Raw genomic sequence first — 16246 nt, forward strand, 5'->3', positions numbered from 1 at the left:
CGCAGCCGGCTCTCCGTCCGGTGATGCTGCCGGCATCAATCCGCCAGCGTTAAGAGCGATGAACGCATAGTCTGGAAGATCATTGTATGAACAATATCTCAGTATTTCTGCTGACCGGCGTCCTGTGCGCCCTGCTGATCGCCTCCGGCTGCACGGGCCCTGCTCCCGCCAGTACGGCGACACCCGCTGCCACGACTGCAACGACCGCTGTACCGGTGCCATCGCCGGAAACAACCGTCCATTCCTCACCCGCACCGCAGACCGCATCGTGGGCCGGCACCTGGAACACGACATGGCTCGAAACCGACAACAGCACGACCATCGCGCGGGTCTCTCTGTTCCAGACCGGCACGGACGTGACCGGGAACTACACGTTCACCTATCCCGGGGAAGGCACATATACCGGGCATCTCAATGCAACCGCGAGCGGGAATACCCTTGCCGGGACGTATTCCGAGAGCGATGACGATACCGGCTTCATGATCTTTGAACTGTCCGGAGATACCACATCGTTCACCGGCCGCTGGGTCCATGCAGAGAACCGGAGCATGCTTGCAGACTCGACGCTCTGGTGGAACGGCACGCGGGTGTAATCTCACAGCATTTTTATTTTTCCGGGAATCGTCCCGGCCGGTCCCTTCCGGCCCGGACAATATGCCGTTCCCTGTCAGTTCCATCAGTTTCACCCCCCGTTCCCTGAGTATAAACACGCTGACCGGGAAACGGGAACCTGCAGGAGCGATTGCTCATCCGGAACAAAACCCGTCCCCTCTACCCGCCGCCCGCCGCGGACTTTGAGACCATCGGCAGCATCGCGGAACTCGACGCAGTTGCCGGCGGATCGCGATGGCAGGGCTTCGAGCGGCTGGCTGCATACATCTTCGGGCAGCATGATTTCGAGGTCAGCGTCGGCACGGTGATCAACCGGAACGGCAAGCGGCGGCAGTATGATGTCATTGCCCGGCGGGACGGCCGTACCCTGCTCGCGGAGTGCAAACAGTGGTCGGGCAGGCGGTACCGCATCTCCGCGCTGAGGCATGCCGTGGTGCAGCACCGGGAGCGGGCGCAGTTCTACGAGACGATCACGCGGGAGGCATCGATCCCGCTTATCGTCACCCTCATCGACGAGGATATCCGGATCATTGACAGCGTCCCGCTGGTGCCGGTGCACCGGCTTAACGCGTTCATCGGTGAGCTGGATCATTTTACGGAGGGTTTCCCATGTCCGGAATACCAGACAGCAGATACGGCTGTGACAAGTGTGGAGGATTCGTGGAATCAGGAAGAAGCGTACGAGGAACAGTAAGGTTTTTCCACCACGGGATCATCCGAATCGTGACATCGTGGTATGACAGGAGAACTCCCCCGACCATGAAAACGGAACGGAAGGATGCGTCATCGCGGGGATCAGGGACCACCTCTTCCGGAAACGGGAGGGAGAGAACGGCGAGACTGTCGCGGGCCTGCTGACGGGCACCCGCAGGAGGAAACGTGTAAGAAGGGAAAACAAAAAATGTCTGATTCCTGTGGCAGAACGGATGAAGTGCGGGAAGGACGCGATCGGGTTCCGGGGGTTCGGGTTCTGTACCGAATATGTCTGAGCAGACCACGCGGACACGGCGGTCATTGACCTGAAGCCGGGCCAGCGGAAAATATCCGGCGAATGCATTTTCGAGCGGTTCGGCTGACCGCGATCATCTTCCCGGTGACCGGCACAGTACAGGAGATGTAAACCAAGCGCACCCGGAAATGCGGAGGAGTATCCCCGGCCGGGCCGGTATGACAGCTGCCTATGATGGCGGGACACGCATCATCGGATCAACGTTTGCCCCTTCCATCTCCCCCTGAGCCCATGCAAACCGTTCCCGTATCGACTGCGGGAGTTCCTTCTCATTGATCGGGACGAATCCGTACGCGCCATAGAATTTTTCGAGGCCCCGAACCGAATGCATGTACAGGACGTCACTGCCGCACGCCTCGACAAGCCCCCATACCGCAGCGTGCGCAAACCCGTGGCCCCGGTGGCCGGGCGGGGTGAAGACCCCGTCGACCTCGTACCCGTCCGGATGCCTCCTGCAGCGGGCGAGCGAGACCATCTGCCCGTCATGGAATGCGGCGAAGATCCGGTCGGTCCGGGGATCCCCGGTCGTGGTGTGATAATCAACCCAGAGTGCATCCGCAAGCGGGAACTCGGAAGAGAGCAGCTCGCGCACGGTTGCTCCGGTGCTGTGCCGGATGATATTCCCGGGTGACTGTCGGGGGAGGGCAGAGGGCGGGGCGTCGTCCGATGTTCCCTCGATACGGTACCGTCCTGCCGGTACATGGATCACAAACCAGGCCCCGCTGCCCGGGATCCCGATCTCCCGGAGCGTCATGCCGGTCACCCCGGCAATCTGCCGGCAGATGAACAGGCCGATGCCGGCCTGCCCGCCGGAATCGTACTCGAAGATCCGATCCTTCTTTTCTGCGGGTATTCCCTGGCCGTCGTCCCGGATGGAGAGGTCGAGCCCTTCCGGCGTCTCGCGGTATGTGACAACGATGTTTTTTACCGTCCTGCCATGACGCAGGGAATTTTCCACCAGATGGACGAGGACATCGGCAAAGAGCGGGTCCGCGTAGATCTCGAGACGTTCGGTCCAGATCCTGAGGGAGACCGTGCCGATCTTCTGCATCAGCCGGCCTGATTCGAACACCTGCCGGACACTCATCCAGACCGGGGGCGTTGTGCCGAGATCCTTGTACGATTCAGTGAGAAGGAGCTGGCGGGAAATATTCCACGCAAAGGTCCTGATGCGGTCAAGATACCCGTGCGTTCCGGTATCCGCGCAGCGGGCATCCGCTTCTTCCACTGTCTCGAGGATCCGGTCCACCGAGAAGTGGAGGTGGTCAGCCGAGATCCGCGAGAGCATGCTGAGCTTGTCGTTTGCGGTCCTGAGCGCCTGCTCGGCCCGGACCCGGCCGGTGATATCGGTGAACGTAAGGACTGCCCTGCCCCCCGGGAGGGGGGCAGCCGAGACAAGGACGATGAATGTCCGGTTGTCCGGCAGCCGGAACACGGTATCCGCTGCATAGACCGCTCCTTCCCGCGCGAGCCGGGAAAAGAAGTCCGGTTCGTCATCCCCGCCCCAGATCAGGGACAGGGGGGAGCCGGTAAGATCGCCTGCCTTCCGGTGGAGGAGATCGGCTGCCTTCCAGTTGACCGCCTCGATCGTCCGGCCGGCGCCGGTATCGCTGATGAGAATGGTGCCGCTCTCCGAATGTTCAAAAAGCCCCTGGTAGAGCGCTTCCTGTTCGCGGAGCCGATAGGTGAGCCAGCCCACCAGCCACCCGATGATGACGAGAACAATGATCCGGACAATCGCCTCGTAAATCTTCTCCGGCATGCTCCCGGCAAGGATGAACACCATCAGGAAGTAAATCGCGCCGAGAGCAGCAGCCGCGATTGCTCCCCGCCGCGGGAACCGGTATGCGGTAATGACGACCGGGATATACAGGAGGTGGGGGATGGCGACCGTTATGCCGGCGAGGAGCCCGGCCAGGTTCAGCAGGAGCGCCGCTGCTGCAGAAACCCCGATGAGAGTCTCCCAGAACCGGGGACGGTTTGCGATGGCTTCCAGCCGGATCACCGGTGCCTCCCTCCGCTCCCCGCGACATCGGTCCCATGGCAGGATGGTGATAGCCATATGACCGGTAAACCCCGGGAACCGTCCGGCGTTTCCTGAACGCCCGGCATACCGGCCGGCACGAGCGGTACCAATCCCGTGCGGCAGATGTCCCGTGTCATGGCAGTCTCCGGTGCTCGTACTCTCCCGCTCATCGGATACATGCTTTGCGAAACGCGATCCGGCGGGTAATCTCCTGTCAGCTCCTGCAGATATGATCAGGCCATGACATAATGGTACTAGCCCATACCGGAGGAAAAAACGGCGACGGTGAAAAAAATTCAGCCCCTCGTGACCGCGATCGACCAGCAATCCCGCGTGATTGTCCGTGACGTGTCGGGAGAAATACTTGTTCGGAGATCGGCCTGCCGACCATAAACGCTTTGGTGCTCCGGGCCAAATCATGGTAAAACAGTTCATGGTTTTTTTATGAACGCAACTCCTCACGGGTGCGACAGCCCGCGCCCCCTCACGTTACCACAGCTTGGCTGGACCTCCGAACACGCAGATGCTTTTGCGAAATATTCCGGGCCCTACACGGCCGGCCGCGTGGCCTGCCGGCAGAAGACCGTCTGGGACGTCCTGACCGAATCCGGGATGGTCACGACCGGCATCACCGGCGCCCTCCGGAAGCTGGGCCGCTTCCCCGCGGTCGGCGACTTTGTCGTGCTGCTCAGCCAGCCCGGTACCGGGGTCTCCGCGATCGTGGATATCCTTCCGCAGCGGACGCGGTTTTCCCGCGGGGCTGCGGGAAAGGAATGCACAGACCAGGTCATTGCGGCAAACATCGATACCGTCTTCATCGTGACGGCTGCCGGCCCGGACCTCAACGCCCGGCGCATCGAGCGCTACCTTGCGCTTGTCCATGCTTCCGGTGCCCGGCCGTTGATCGTGATCAACAAGGCCGACCTTGCGGAGGACCCGGGCGGGCTTGCATCCGCGATCCTCCCGTCGTCCGGCCAGGTCCCTATCGTTACCCTGAGCGCCCTGAGCGGCGATGGCATGGCACGGCTGGACCCGTACCTTGCGCCCGGCACAACCATCGCCCTTGTCGGCTCTTCCGGCGTCGGGAAGTCGACGCTGATCAACCGCCTGCTGGGCGGTACCGTGCAGGACATGGCCGAAACCCGGGAGTACGACGACCGGGGCCGGCACACGACAACAGTCCGGCAGCTTTTTGTCCTCAGGGGCGGGGCGCTCATGATCGACAATCCCGGGATCCGCGAAGTGGGTATCGGGACTGCATCGGAGGGGATCGCGGATACCTTCCCCGATATCCTTGAACTTGCGGGAAACTGCCGGTTCTCTGACTGCCGGCACGACCAGGAGCCCGGCTGCGCGGTGACGGCGGCGGTGCGCAGCGGGAAGCTTCCGGCATTGCGCCTTGAGAACTACCGCAGGCTCATGAAGGAACTCGCGTTCGGGCAGGAGAAGGCGGAGATCGGCCTTGTGCGTGCCGAGCGGAAGCGGTGGAAACAGTACAACGGCCATGAGGCAGAGAAGATCCGGAGGGCAAAGGAAGGCAAAGGGATGTTCTGAGAACACCCCTGCCACCCGTATCCCTTTGACCGGCGAATCAGCCTGCCCCATACTGTCCCGAATCAAATCTCACAGGGTTTTTTCCTCCCGTGACCCGTGGAGACCGTGAAGTTTTGCCATGAAAAAGGAACAGTCCATAAGAATTTCAAAGGAGCGGAGGGCGGAACTGATTGCTGCGATCCGGGATTTTTACTCCCGCGAACGGGAGGAGGAGATCGGCGAGCTTGCCGCGGGCCTGCTGCCGGACTTCATCATGGAATCGAGTGCGCCGGAGTTTTACAACCAGGGCGTGGACGATGCCTGCCGGCTCATGAAGGAATCTGCCGAGGACCTGCTGTCCCTGCGGGCCTGATTCCCTGCTTCCCGGCAGAATATCCGGGCCGGAGTCCTGGTCTGGGAAAGACGTATGAATATGCAACGGGAATCTCTGATCACCATGGCAGAACGGATGAAGTGCGAGAAGTGCGGGAAGGATGCGATCGGGTTCCAGGGGTTCGGATGCTGTGCCGAGTATGTCTGTGCCGACCATGCCGACAAGGCGGTCCTCGATCTGAAGCCCGGCCAGCGGAAGATATCCGGCGAATGCGTCTTCGAGCGGTTCGGCTGAATGGCGGGTTGGCCCGGGATGACCAGCATTTGCCGGGAACGCGGCCGGGGCCGGTGAACATCGCTGGAAATGCATGATGTTCCCGACTGATACACGATACGGTCTTATCGTTTCTGGCCTGCGGCGCCGCACTGTTCTGAAATGAACAATTTTTATGGCATCCGCGCGATCGTTTGCATCTGAAGCCGGACTCTTCGCGGCGCTCTGTTACGGACAACACGTTTCAAAAAGGATTGTATTGGAGAATGTCCCGGCGCTGCCGAACGCCTTGTATATTCCGGGAAGCACGGGTCAGCAGGGAATGTTTATAGGGTACCTGCCCAAGACTAACACCAGAATACCCGTGCAGGACCCGCCCCATGCATCCTTGTCCGTTGTTCCCAAAGGTATCCGGCCTGTCCGGCATCCTTATCGTCATGGCTGCAGCAATCATTCTCCTTGCCGGGCTCCAGGCGGCGTCCCCTGTTCTCGGTCCGTTTTTCCTGTCAGTGTACCTGACGCTTATCTTCGGTACGCTGATCCACTGGTTTGAAAGGCACGGATTCTCATCCCGTGTGGCTGTTCTCCTTTCCCTGGTCTGCTTCTGTGCCACGATCGCGGTATTCCTGTTCGTTATTGCCGGGTCCTTTGTTCAGGCCATGTCCGATCTTCCCCACTACCTGGAGAAGCTTGAGGACGGCGTTGAAGCAGCGAGCCCGTTTCTCCTGTCGATCGGGATCGATCCGGCAACCCTGACGTTCCTGAACCTTGTTCAGTTTTTCTCTGCTGAAATATACGGTCTCATCAACAATCTCTGGGGGATTGCCAGTCCGCTCGGGCTGACCGTTCTCACCACCGTTTTTTTACTCTTCGAAGCAAAGGGATTCTCCCGGAAACTGACGGATATTATCGCGGAATACCGGCCCGGTGATGTGGACCGGTTCCGTGCACTCGCACAGAAAAACGTGGACTACCTTGTCATCCGGACCGGGGTTAATCTTGCCATGGGTACAGGAACGACAATCGTTCTTATGCTCATCGGTGTGAAATACGCGGTATTCTGGGGTTTTCTTGCATTCCTGCTGGGATTTATCCCGAACATCGGCTTCTGGGTTGCCGTTGTTCCACCCATGCTCCTCGCATGGTTCGATCTAGGACCCGTGCAGGCATTCCTGGTGGTTGTCGGATCCGGGCTGATGGATTTTCTTGCCGAATACCTTTTTTTCCCGCACATCGCTGCCCGGGGGCTGAATCTCTCCATGGCCGTTGTGTTCATATCCCTTTTTTTCTGGGGTTGGATCCTTGGGGGGATCGGTGTTTTTCTTGCAGTACCCCTGACGCTCTGCGTCCAGATGATCTGCGAACTGTTTGATGAGACCCGGTGGATCGGGTTCCTGCTCAGCCCCGCACCCAAAGAGAATGGCAAGCCCGGATGATCCGGGGGCGGAAACGCACAGCCGGGCTGGGCCGTGCCCGGGATGAAATAATCCCAAAGGCGAAAACGGTTGCAGAGGTTTTTCCTGCGCTGCCATTCGGGCGTGGTTTTTTTTCCCGGAGTCCGACCGAAGGCCCCTGATCTGTCTTTCGGGCGGGTCTGTGCAGCAGGGAACCCGGAACGATGCAATCCCTTTTTACCCGGCAGGTCGATGGTTTCCGTATGCCTTCAGCCTGGCTCGATACCAGGGAGTACCCGTTCAAACCGCACTATTTCACCGTACCTGCGGGGAAGATGCATTACGTGGACGAAGGATCGGGTGACCCCATCGTGTTTGTCCACGGAAACCCCGCATGGTCCTTCGAGTTCCGGCACCTGATCAAGGCCTTTGCGCCAACGAACCGGTGCATTGCACCGGACCTGATCGGGTTCGGGCTGTCCGACAAGCCGGAGGACTGGACGTACCTCCCGCAGGACCATGCGATGAACCTCGGGATGCTCCTCGGGGCGCTGAACCTGGACCGGATCACGCTGGTTGTCGGGGACTGGGGCGGGCCGATCGGGATGTCGTACGCCCTCGGCCACCCGGAACGGATCCGGAACATCGTCATCATGAACACCTGGATGTGGCCGGTGGATGATGACCTGCATTTCAGGTTGTTCAGCTGGTTCATGGGCGGCAATGTGGGCCGGTGGCTGATCCGGCACCGGAATTTCTTTGTCCGCAGGGTCATGCCGTCCGTGTTCGGGGACCGGTATAAACTCACGGAAAAGATCCACAGGCATTACCTGATGCCCCTTGCAAAGCCTGTACAGCGGAACGGCTGCTGGATCTTCCCCCGCGAGATCATCGGATCGACTGCCTGGCTCCGTTCGCTGTGGGAGCGGCGCAGCGCACTTTCCAAAAAGGATATCCTGATCGCGTGGGGCATGATGGACAACTCGTTCCGCAAAAAGGAGATGGACCGGTGGGTGGAGGCATTCCCCCGGGCAAGGCTGGTCCGGTTCGAGTACACCGGTCATTTTGTGCCGGAGGAGAGCCCGGGCGACCTGATCCGCGAGATGCGCAACCTGATCGGGTGAGGCGGGCACCGGGTGCGGGATGGTGGTATGTGCAGGGACGGGAATGTCCGGTATCTCACGCATACTGGTACTGGCAGCGGATACCTGCCCGGTTTGATCAGCTTGTCGTAGTTGCTTTTTTGAAAAACTAGGATCCTATCCCGCCGGACCGGTTTTCAGGATCTCCGCCACGTCATCGGTTACCGTATAGTTCATGTTCCTACCGTCCCATACGGAATCGACTATCCGTTCCTCAAGAAACCGGGAGAGGTGCCAGTGCACAGTGCTTTTATCCAGCTGCATCCTCTCTGCAATCTGCAAATTGCTGATGCCGGGTTCTCTGAAGATTGTCATGAGGATTTCACGCTTTGTCGGGTTCCGGATATATCCATAGACCTGTTTCTTCTCCGGCCGGATCCCCCCGTTCCTGAACAGGTACCTCATTTTCCCGTCTTTTTTCTCGGTGACTTTGCTTTCAAGACCGAGCAGGTATATGTGATATTTCGCGGTGCCACGGTTCAGGTTCATGTCCCGGACGATGTCCGCTGTCGTGCATCCCGGGTTCTGCCCGACATACTCCAGGATTTCCCGGCGTTTCTCGTTTTTTAAAATGTTTCGTATCCTCGCAAGGACGACCGGACCGAATTTCAGCACGGTAAAGCCGGCGACAAGGGCACCGGCAGCCCAGCTGAGCTGGATCCAGAGCGGGAGATCAAAGAAGGAGACCGTCATATCCGAACCGGCAGAATCAAAAGGTCCGGTCGGGGGGGAATATGGCTCGACCGTGTAACCGCCGCCGGCAAGTGCTGCTCTCGGCATTAAAAACAATAAAAAAATGAGAATAATTGCCGGATATTTCATCCAAGAGCATATAGAATTTCAGAGTGAATAACCTTGCGTTCCGCTCACGGATTCCCCGTACACCTCGTAATACCATGTCCCCTTTGCAATCCCGCCCGGGTTGTTGATGTTCAGGTTGATCCGGCTGTCATAATTCCCATCGTAACTGTCATAGAACGGCCCGAAGGTGTACCCGTCCGGGGAATAGATCTTCAGCCGCAGGGAATTGCCGGGGTTTCCCCAGTTCAGGTCGACGTTGAGCGTCGTGATATATGACGACACGGACTTCGTATGCCAGTTTGTCTGGCCCTGGACGATCGTTTCGTACACTGACAGGAGACCTTTCAGATCCCCGCCAGCATCGCGGGCCGGCTCGACTGAATAACCGCCAACGCTGGTGAGAGGTTCCGTGTTCTCCTGTGCCGATACCAAAGCGGATGATGCGCACAAGACGAGCATCATCATGACAAGTGCCATTCGTTTTGCCATGGAAATGCCGTTTCAGGAAAAGCGACTTGAATTTTCTGTCCACATCGTCCAACTGGCAGTTGGATGTTGTGGACAGATTGCTTATTACAAGGAATTGTCAACATGCGTCTGTGAATACCTGAATGGTATTCCAGGGATCCCGCCCCGCAGATTCACATCCATTATCATCACACTCAGCGGGATCCTGAAACGCTCAGGGACTGGCTGGTCCCGATAAAGGCATGGTAACTGGTCCTTTGAGCGGAAGCTATGGAAAAAAGGAGTGAAAAAATAGAACTGCGAAAGGTTGGAACTATCCTGCTGCTGGTAATGATGGCAGTGATGGTAGCTGTGCCCTTCGTGAGCGCAGAAAATGCAACGCTGAGTAAAAACCCGAAAATCAAAAAAATCGTCAGTGATCTTCCGAGTAAAAAAACCATTTCCCAACTCGACCTGCCGAAAGAGTACCTGGAATACCTGAATGCCCCGGCAATCAGTCCGGAAAACAAGGATCAGGCAGCAGCAATATGCACAAATTCCACGGGCTTTTCAAAATTCAGGGATCTCACTCATGGTCAGATAAGTGTTGTATGGGCATATCCCTACACCGGCAAACAGAGGATATCCACCGTTGTTGGCTCATCGGCCTCTGACACGTACGGATTATATTATGCGTATGTAAACCCGGAAGACGGCAGCATTCTTGACGAGGGATTTCTCAACTGGAAGAAATACTGGTAGGTGGAAAAATGATGAAAAAAATCCTCATAAGTTGTATTGCACTCTGTCTGATGGCCGGAATATCCTCCGCCACTCTGACTGCCAACGCCCTGGCGACCGCACCCGTGAATGAGGGCAACTCGATTGCCGACACGAGTGCTATTGTGGCCACATGGATAGACGCCGGGTACGATCCCGATTACCTCACAACATCTGCGGCCACGAAAAGCCTGATGCTGGATTATTGGCAGAATGATGCCTATCTGCTCCTGAACAACAACATCGGGCATATCAACACGGCAGCCAGTCACGGCTCTCCGGCATACGGAGTCTATGCGTACAATAATAACCAGATTACCTCGACCGAGATAAACGATCTGGATCCTTACCAGGGACTGGCAAGTTCATACATCTTCATGAACGGCTGCAACAGCTATCAGAATCCCTTGCGATCGGCATTTAAAGTGAATAATATCAACATGTATATTGGAGGAGTTACCCTGCTGCCGCTGTATGATTCAGAGGATACAGCAGCAGATTTCTGGGACTTTTTCCTCATACAGGGTCTGGAACCGGCGGATGCACTCTCAAACGCCGTTGCACTGCATGGAACCGGGGGTATGTACGGAATATTGATGCCCTAGAGTTCAGGACATAGGATGTATAATGAAGCACCAGAAGACATACCCCATCCCTTTTTTTATCATGGCTATTTTCATTTGTCTTGTGATCATCGCTCCGGTCAGCGGAACTGTTTCTTCGACGGGCAGTAATCTTCAGGACCGTGATATACCATTACTGAACAACACGATTCTCACTGCTGAACGTGATGTCCTGTCATTTGATATCGAACCGAACCTCAACAGCACAGCCAATCTTTCCCTCATCATCCACCATGAAGCATGGATTTTCAATTATTATCCAGATAAAAAGACCGTTTCTGTTACAAACCTAGTGCCGGTCGGCCGCGATACCCCGGTGCATAATCACACCGTTTTTGGTAACAGATCGCTGATGCAGCAGAGCAATATCCCGAACCTTTTCTTCCCGAAAAAAACGCAGGTTTTAGAGAGCGCCCAGATCTCCGGCACCGGAAACCAGACGCAGTACGGATGGAATAATATTACCATCGATCCGAATTGTGCCGTCATCATCGCATATTCGCACGATTTCACAGAAGGGTCCCGGTTATATAACGGCGACCAGATCAACCTGCCCGGGGTAACCATATCCCGGAATTTCAGCGAACGCGATTCCTCGTTTATCCTGAATTATTCATTGAAAAATACCGGCCCGGTCTCCCTGCACAACGCAAACCTGAACGTGTTTTTCCCGGAAAAAGCGAATGGTATTCCGCTGATCGAAAGTGCTGTGATGAATGTCACATCCCCCTGCGGGATCGATATCGCGGACAAAACAACATACACCGATGGCACCGGCCACTTCTCCGCGGGAAAATTATTGTTATCTGACTGCACCGGAGATATCATGAGCGGCGGGCAGCAGAATTACCTGGTAACCGTCACGGGAAAAAAACAGAATAGCGGCATGATATTCCCCACGGTAATTCTCAATTACCGGGCCGACACTGATCCGTTCAACGCTTCGGGCAGCATGAACAGGATCTGGCCCGGTGTGAACCTGGTTACCGGGGATAACGTGAACATCTCCCGGTACTATTATTACGAAGCCTCGGTTGCTATCCCTGAAACAAAATTCTTTGTTGTTTCTCCGGATGGTTCCGGTGCCAGAGAAGCATCGCCCTCCTCTGATGCCACACGATCAAACCTGGCTTCTTCACCGCTTCCTCTTTTGGTATCTCTCTTCGCCCTGTGTCTGGCAGGAATATATGTCCGGGTGAACCGAAGATGAGGGGTGACGGGAATCATATCGGACGCTGACCTCCATTCATAACTCTTTTTTTTATGTTGACCAACATTATATGAAGAACTTTGAAATAATGAGGTAAACCAGCATGACAACGATCAATGTCCGGAAAGTCTTTGTTTCAATCACCGTGATTATCCTTGTTTTTTTTGTGGCATGGTATTTCAGTATCATGTATTTCAACAACAGCCCGGGGCTCTACCGGTATACAGTTGATATCCGGGGGCTGGAAGATTTTACATCCGGGTCTGTCACCGATATCCTCGTCCCGCTTCCCCAGAGGAACGGCCAGCCGGTCTTTTCTGATGATGAACTCCAGTACAAAAGGTTTGGGAACTGGACATCGCTCATCGTCGTGACAAAAGATGGCAAAATGCTCTCGTTCCGGACTACCGGCAGGAACCTGACCCCTATCCATGCAGAATTTTCAAAAAAATATCGCGATGGAACGGTCATCAGGAATATCACGCAGGAATCCCTCACCCCAGTTCTGCCTCTCGTGCATTCTGAATACTCTATGCTCAAAGCTGTTCCGGATCCCGCGAGGGATTATTCTTCAATTGTGTACATCCCGGATACGATCAGGCCTCTCCACAGTGCCGGGGGCACGATCTCGGTTTCGCTTGACCTTATCGCGATCGAAGGGATGCAGCATTCGGTAAACGGAAAAGTGTATACGGTGCAGGTATCGGAACGTTTTCCTCCCGCGGTGTATAACGCTATACCTGTTCTTGTGCATATTTCAGAGGGTGTATGATCTCCCGGCAAAAGTACTGCTGTGTGATGGCAGGAACATGGTTACAGCAGGACCGGACCCGGCTCCCGGGCACCAGGATGTTCCGGGATATGCCACTTCCATAAGGTATTGGTCAGAATGGATCCGTTTTATTCTGTCCCCCGGAAAAAATCCTCTGTTTTTCACCCGCTGACGGTATCCGCCCTGATTATCCTGTGCTGGTGCATCCCGCTGGCCGCAGCTGTCCTTGCAGGAAAAGGCCATGGCGCCGGCATCTGGAATATTTTTGAGATCATCGCACTCGCTGCAACGGTCCTCGCCTCGGTTATGTACGGGTGGAGGACACTCGATACGAACGGTGCCGTGCTCATCGGGATCCTGCCGTTCCTGTTGGTAATGACGGTGATCCGGTTTGGAACGGGGAACCTGCCGGTGACTTCGCACCATCTCGTGAATACGGTGGTTTACATCGCCGTACTCTGCATCATCGGCGGGCTCGAAGGGTACTTCGCATCGCGGCCTGACTGGAAATTCCGGGGAATCGCAATCATCCTTGCTGGTGCATGGATCGGTGTGTTCCTCTCGGGGATTGATTAGCCTGCCCCATGGTGAAAAAATGAAATTGTTTAAGCGGATCCCGATCTGGGTCCCCCCGCTGTCTGCCCTTGGGATCCTGTACCTGTATTCCATTCTTGCCGGAGTGCCTGTATTTCCCTGCAAAACGATTGTCATGCTTTCCCTTCTCGCTGCGTTCGTTGCAATGGCAGTGATAACACCCGTTCCGCTCCTGGAAAAATTCAAGGGGGGCTTCCCGGTAATTCCACTGTTTCTGACTTTTATCATCGCGCTGGGACTCCTCGGTTATTTCATCCTTGGTGGCAGCAGGGAAACCCGTGCCGGCGGATTGATGCCCCCCTTCGGGTACAGGTTTCCGATCTCCGGCCTGGCAGCCGACACTCTCGTGTCGCTCACAGGCTTTGCGAATATTATGTACCAGAGTCCGGTATACGATGTGATGATCTGGGCTGGATTATTTATCGAGATCGGGGTGGTTTCCGGAATAATGTACCTGGTATCTGCCCATCAGCCTCCGGATTCCTGACCAGCAGGGAAAAAACATCGCGATCGCGTGCGGACAGGGAAAAATTTCATCGCGTTCGCTCGATCGGTTTGCGGCTGGTGCGGGAGTGCGTCGGTTTTCACGGGATTGCAATATTGAACGCAGGATCGAAGCTATCGAACATGCCGGCAAAGGCAGCAAACACCCCGGGATCTCCCGCGGTCACGCTCACGTTCCGCGGCGCCTGCGAGGGGTTCAGTGCCAGCGTCTCGAGGGTTTTTCTCGGCATCTCCACAATTACCGCTGCATCCGGCGCAGTCTCGTTCAGCCAGTACATCAGGACGCTGTTCTTCACCCGGATCCGGGCGGTTTCACCGGTATCCGTTATCCGGAGATTCATGGTATAGTCAGCGTCGGCTGCTCTCGTTGCATTGACCCGGACGGACAGGTAGTCGAGGAGCTGGCCGGTGGTCATGGCCGCCATGATGTCGCCCGAGATCATGTTCCGGGCCGGGACCTTCAGCGTGCCCCGGAGTTCCGATGCTGCCGTGAGATACTGGTTCCGCTCGGCGCCCGATTCCGCCTGGTACCCGAGCTGTTCAAGCGCATCGGCCTCGATCCGCCGTGCCTCCATATTCTCCGGATCGGCATCGACAAGGTATTGCGCGATCGAGGCAACCAGCTCGTACTTCCCGGCATCGTAATCCCTGCGGAGCTTCGGCATGATCGCATCCGCTCCGCCCATGTACTCGGTCATGCTCTTCCCGAACTCCGTGGGGGTGAGCCGCTTGATGTTCACCGGGTTCCCGTCGTAAAACCCGAGATATCTCTGGTACGTGGCCTTCACGGCCATCGGGACCGAGCCGTAGAATCTGTGGGTGTACCAGTATGGTTCGAGCGAGGCGGGAAGTTTCACCCTGTCCGCGATCTCGTCCATGGTGTAGCCCTTGTTAGCCAGGTTCAGGGTCTGGTCGTTGATGTACTTGTACATGTCCCTCTCGTTCTCGAGGATTTCGATAACTTTTGCGTTGCCGAACCGGGGCCAGTTGTGGGCCGAGATCATGACCTCCGCCCGGTCCCCGTACCGCGTGCGGGTCTCGTCCAGGCTCTCTGCCCAGGCACGGGGGTCACGGACCTGTGCGCCCCGCGGCGTGAGGATGTTGTGGAGCGATGCTGCGCAGTTCTCCGACACGAACAGGGTGTTGTACTGCGGGAGCCAGATGTTGAGTTCCACCGGAGCTTCGGTGTTTTCCGCCATCTGGAACTCCATCCGGACGCCGTCAATGGTGACCTCCTGCCCGGTGTGCGTGATCGTCATTGTGGGGGGGATGAGCGATGCTGTCCCGGTCGCGAGGGTTTTGCCGATGCCGATATCCACAAGCCCCTTCTCATCCCGGGGGAGCAGGAGGCCGAACTGGTTTACAGCCCGCCGCTGCATTGCATTGCCGGCGTACACGTTCTCGCTGATGGCCTGATCCATGAACCCTTCGGGTGCGATGATCGCAACGTTCCCGGATTTCACCGCATCGCTGGTGGTGACGCCCTTCACTCCCTGGTAATGGTCGCTGTGGGGATGGGAGTAGATCACGGCTTTGACCGGGCGGGAGCCGAGTGTTGAGTTCACGAGTGCCATCGCCGTCCGTGCCGTTTCCACGGTATTGAGGGGGTCGATCACGATCCAGCCCGTGTCTCCCCGGATGAAGGTGACGGACGAGACATCGAAGCCCCGGACCTGGTAGATCCCCGGCCGGACTTCAAAGAGGCCGTGGATGTTGTTCAGCTGCGCCTGCCGGAACAGGAGCGGGTTGATGGTATCCGGCCGTGCGCCGGCAGCTGTGCGCCGGAACCCTTCGGCATTCCACGCGGTGATATTCGGGATATCGGACGGGATGACCAGCGGGTCGTACGTGGCAAGGAGCCCCCGGCGTGCGAATGCGAAGTCCTCATCGCTGTTGTTCCACGCCGGGGTGTTGTTTGCCGCATTGTTTGCGGCGATGGTGAACGATGTGGCATTGTTCCGGAGATCGGCAGCGGAGGTACCGGCAGCAGCGACGGTAACGGTACAGGCGCAGATGGCGAGAACAGCCAAAATGACAGGAGACCGGGATTTCATGGGCAGTATTCCGGTACTCTGTCCTGTGGGATAATAACGCCGCAATAATCCGGATCTCGATCGCCGGCGGGGTCTTCCCATCAGCGCATACCACCGGGTACCTCACAGTCTCGCTCGCATTCCTCTCCCTGACATCGG

The 16246-nt window shown here is 57.0% G+C and carries 17 protein-coding genes; 13 read left to right on the plus strand and 4 right to left on the minus strand.

All coding sequences use genetic code 11. The features are described 5' to 3' along the window. Positions 1–86 precede the first annotated feature (86 nt). Positions 87–593 (plus strand): hypothetical protein, encoded by a 507-nt coding sequence (locus tag A4E33_RS01795; RefSeq protein ID WP_292345848.1) that lies wholly within the window; start codon positions 87–89, stop codon positions 591–593. 149 nt (positions 594–742) lie between these two features. Continuing rightward, on the plus strand, positions 743–1306 hold the full coding sequence (locus A4E33_RS01800) for a restriction endonuclease (RefSeq protein WP_292345850.1): 564 nt from the start codon (positions 743–745) through the stop codon (positions 1304–1306). 484 nt (positions 1307–1790) lie between these two features. Here the strand turns inward: A4E33_RS01800 and A4E33_RS01805 are convergent, their stop codons facing one another. Further along, positions 1791–3683, minus strand: a complete 1893-nt coding sequence (locus A4E33_RS01805) for a GNAT family N-acetyltransferase (protein WP_292345852.1) — start codon at positions 3681–3683, stop codon at positions 1791–1793. Between the two features lie 408 nt (positions 3684–4091). Here A4E33_RS01805 and rsgA point away from each other — a divergent pair, with 408 nt between their 5' ends. From rsgA to A4E33_RS01830, 5 genes are all read left to right on the plus strand, one after another. Next, positions 4092–5201 carry a ribosome small subunit-dependent GTPase A gene (gene rsgA, locus A4E33_RS01810; RefSeq protein ID WP_292345855.1) on the plus strand — a complete coding sequence of 370 codons (1110 nt, stop codon included), beginning with the start codon at positions 4092–4094 and terminating at the stop codon, positions 5199–5201. A 118-nt stretch (positions 5202–5319) separates the two neighbouring features. Further along, positions 5320–5553: a DUF2164 domain-containing protein gene (locus A4E33_RS01815; RefSeq protein WP_292345856.1), complete on the plus strand. Its 234-nt coding sequence runs from the start codon at positions 5320–5322 to the stop codon at positions 5551–5553. An 84-nt stretch (positions 5554–5637) separates the two neighbouring features. Beyond that, entirely contained in the window at positions 5638–5808 is a 171-nt protein-coding gene (locus A4E33_RS01820; protein ID WP_292345857.1) for a hypothetical protein, read from the plus strand. Between the two features lie 416 nt (positions 5809–6224). After that, positions 6225–7223 (plus strand): AI-2E family transporter, encoded by a 999-nt coding sequence (locus tag A4E33_RS01825; RefSeq protein WP_292345859.1) that lies wholly within the window; start codon positions 6225–6227, stop codon positions 7221–7223. Positions 7224–7444: 221 nt separating this feature from the next. Then, the gene (locus A4E33_RS01830; protein ID WP_292345861.1) at positions 7445–8305 is read left to right on the plus strand and encodes an alpha/beta fold hydrolase; all 861 of its coding nucleotides are present in this window, start codon (positions 7445–7447) and stop codon (positions 8303–8305) included. 135 nt (positions 8306–8440) lie between these two features. On the opposite strand, the gene A4E33_RS01835 is transcribed toward A4E33_RS01830, so the two are convergent. Together A4E33_RS01835 and A4E33_RS01840 are read right to left on the minus strand one after the other, a co-directional pair. Then, positions 8441–9103, minus strand: a complete 663-nt coding sequence (locus A4E33_RS01835) for a winged helix-turn-helix transcriptional regulator (RefSeq protein ID WP_292345863.1) — start codon at positions 9101–9103, stop codon at positions 8441–8443. A gap of 60 nt (positions 9104–9163) precedes the next feature. After that, complete coding sequence (locus A4E33_RS01840) at positions 9164–9613, minus strand: peptidase domain-containing protein (RefSeq protein ID WP_292345865.1); 450 nt, start codon at positions 9611–9613, stop codon at positions 9164–9166. Between the two features lie 249 nt (positions 9614–9862). Here A4E33_RS01840 and A4E33_RS01845 point away from each other — a divergent pair, with 249 nt between their 5' ends. The 6 genes from A4E33_RS01845 to A4E33_RS01870 all read left to right on the plus strand — a co-directional run bounded on the left by A4E33_RS01845 (position 9863) and on the right by A4E33_RS01870 (position 14037). Next, entirely contained in the window at positions 9863–10333 is a 471-nt protein-coding gene (locus tag A4E33_RS01845; protein ID WP_292345867.1) for a hypothetical protein, read from the plus strand. 8 nt (positions 10334–10341) lie between these two features. Then, positions 10342–10956, plus strand: a complete 615-nt coding sequence (locus tag A4E33_RS01850; RefSeq protein WP_292345869.1) for a hypothetical protein — start codon at positions 10342–10344, stop codon at positions 10954–10956. Positions 10957–11017: 61 nt separating this feature from the next. After that, a complete protein-coding gene (locus tag A4E33_RS01855) occupies positions 11018–12184 on the plus strand; it encodes a hypothetical protein (RefSeq protein WP_292345870.1) in 1167 nt (388 codons plus the stop codon). 103 nt (positions 12185–12287) lie between these two features. Then, positions 12288–12956 (plus strand): hypothetical protein, encoded by a 669-nt coding sequence (locus tag A4E33_RS01860; protein ID WP_292345871.1) that lies wholly within the window; start codon positions 12288–12290, stop codon positions 12954–12956. 117 nt (positions 12957–13073) lie between these two features. After that, the gene (locus tag A4E33_RS01865; RefSeq protein WP_292345872.1) at positions 13074–13532 is read left to right on the plus strand and encodes a hypothetical protein; all 459 of its coding nucleotides are present in this window, start codon (positions 13074–13076) and stop codon (positions 13530–13532) included. A gap of 19 nt (positions 13533–13551) precedes the next feature. Beyond that, positions 13552–14037 carry a hypothetical protein gene (locus tag A4E33_RS01870; RefSeq protein ID WP_292345873.1) on the plus strand — a complete coding sequence of 162 codons (486 nt, stop codon included), beginning with the start codon at positions 13552–13554 and terminating at the stop codon, positions 14035–14037. A 97-nt stretch (positions 14038–14134) separates the two neighbouring features. Here the strand turns inward: A4E33_RS01870 and A4E33_RS01875 are convergent, their stop codons facing one another. Then, complete coding sequence (locus tag A4E33_RS01875; RefSeq protein WP_292345875.1) at positions 14135–16108, minus strand: alkyl/aryl-sulfatase; 1974 nt, start codon at positions 16106–16108, stop codon at positions 14135–14137. Between the last annotated feature and the right edge of the window lie 138 nt (positions 16109–16246).

Source organism: Methanoregula sp. PtaB.Bin085 (assembly GCF_002067035.1).
Lineage (GTDB): Archaea > Halobacteriota > Methanomicrobia > Methanomicrobiales > Methanospirillaceae > Methanoregula.